The sequence below is a fragment of the Myxococcus vastator genome (genome assembly GCF_010894475.1).
Classification (GTDB): domain Bacteria; phylum Myxococcota; class Myxococcia; order Myxococcales; family Myxococcaceae; genus Myxococcus; species Myxococcus vastator.
In genome coordinates, this window is record NZ_JAAIYB010000806.1 from 1 (window position 1) to 1,685 (window position 1,685).

A 1,685-nucleotide genomic window follows, 5' to 3' on the forward strand; every position below is an offset into this window, starting at 1 on the left:
CCCCTGGGGCAGGGGGGCCGGCCGGGCGCGCTGCCCTTCGCCGCCGCGGTGGGGCAGGCCCCCGCCTTCGGACAGGCGCAGCCACAGCTCAACGAGGCCCCCCCGCCGGGCTACTTCGGCGCGCTGCGGCCCCTGGGCATGCTGGGCGGCCGCTTCCACCTCTGCGAGGGGCCGGGGGGCACGCTGGTGGTGATGGACCCGCACGCGGCGCTGGAGCGCGCGCGCCTGACGGGCTACCTGCGCGCGCTGGAGTCCGGCAAGCCGCCTCCGGCGCCCACGCTCTTCGGCACCACGCTGGAGCTGCCCGTCGCGGCGGCCAAGGCCCTGGTGGAGGGCAGGGAGGCCCTGTCCCGCCTGGGCTTCGACGTGGAGCCGTTCGGCGGCACCACGGTGGCGTTGAAGACGGTGCCGCCGGGCCTGGAGGGCGCGGACGCGCGCGCGCTGCTGGAGGCCCTGGCGCGGGCGCTTCCGCCGAAGAGCGCGACGCTGGACCCGGTGTCGCTGGCGGAGGCGGTGCGGGTGATGGCGTGCCACGCCGCGAAGCAGGCCGGCGCGGTGCCGCTCTCCGACGCGCAGCTCCGCGCGTTGCTCGGGGAGCTGGACCGGGCCGACTTCCATCCCCCGTGCAGTCACGGCACGGTGGTGGTGCTGGAGATTCCCCTGCTGGAGCTGGAGCGGCGCGCCCGCTGAGCGCCCTGAAAATTGACGGGGGGGGACCCCCTGTTAGCGTGCGCCACACGCCTGTAGCACCCGGGCCAACCTCCGCAGCGCACAGGAGCGGGCACATGCACGGTGTGATCACCCTGCGGGACGTGGTGGCGAATGTCGGCGTGGTGCTGCGCGAGTTCGGCGCCGGATGCGTGGTGCGCTGCTTCGTCGCATCGCTGCGCCGCCGGCGGACCACCTTCCTGGAAATCGCGCTGCGCCCCAAGCGCCCCTGACGCCAAAGCCGCCATTGATGCTCCGCCGCCTTCTTCCGCTCGCACTGCTGCTCTCCACCCCCGCCGCCGCGCAGTATGACGGTTACGGTGATGAGGACGTGTCCACCTCGCTGGATGGGGTGGGCCGCATCACCATCCAGGGCGGCTGGCGCATCACCCCCAACAAGACGCTCTATGACGGCTGGTACTCGCGGCAGGCCAACCAGGGACTGCCGCGTGCCCGGGAAGTGGCGGGCGGGCCCACGGTGGTGGGGTCCTTCGCCTACGCCATCTCCGACCTGCTGGAGGTGGGCATCGACCTGTTCGGCACGCAGAGCCGCCTGTACCTCAACGAGCCGGGCGTCGACGGGGGGCCGCCGCAGGCCCGGCAGGTGGACGTGCTGGGCTACGGAGCGCTCATCGGCCTGCGCTTCCAGACGGTGCTTCCGCAGCTGGGCCCGCATGGGCTCGTCCCCTTCGCGGGCCTGCTGACGGGGCCCACGCTCACCTCGTCGGAGCGCAAGGGGGAGGCGCTCCAGGAAATCACCACCCAGACGTGGATGGGCAACGTCGGCGCCACGTTGCGCCTGACGCCGCGCTGGGGCATCACCGCCGACTACCGGCTCGCGTTCCTCCGAGGTCCGGTGGGGCCGTCCACGGCGCGCGTCGGCTCGTTCAGCCTGGGCGGGAGCTGGCTGTCGCTGGGCGTGACGTACAGCTTTCCAGCGGAGCCATCCCGGCCGCTGCCCGGGAGCCTGTAACTCC

At 73.5% G+C, this 1,685-nt stretch carries 3 protein-coding genes; all 3 read left to right on the forward strand.

Features of this window, described 5'->3' with window-relative positions:
- A partial coding sequence (locus G4D87_RS37475; RefSeq protein ID WP_504112916.1) for a DNA mismatch repair MutL family protein occupies nt 1-690 on the forward strand: 690 nt, incomplete at its 5' end.
- Between the two features lie 95 nt (nt 691-785).
- On the forward strand, nt 786-941 hold the full coding sequence (locus G4D87_RS39110) for a hypothetical protein (protein WP_176413388.1): 156 nt from the start codon (nt 786-788) through the stop codon (nt 939-941).
- A gap of 17 nt (nt 942-958) precedes the next feature.
- Nucleotides 959-1,681, forward strand: a complete 723-nt coding sequence (locus G4D87_RS37480) for a hypothetical protein (protein WP_176413387.1) — start codon at nt 959-961, stop codon at nt 1,679-1,681.
- Nucleotides 1,682-1,685 lie beyond the last annotated feature (4 nt).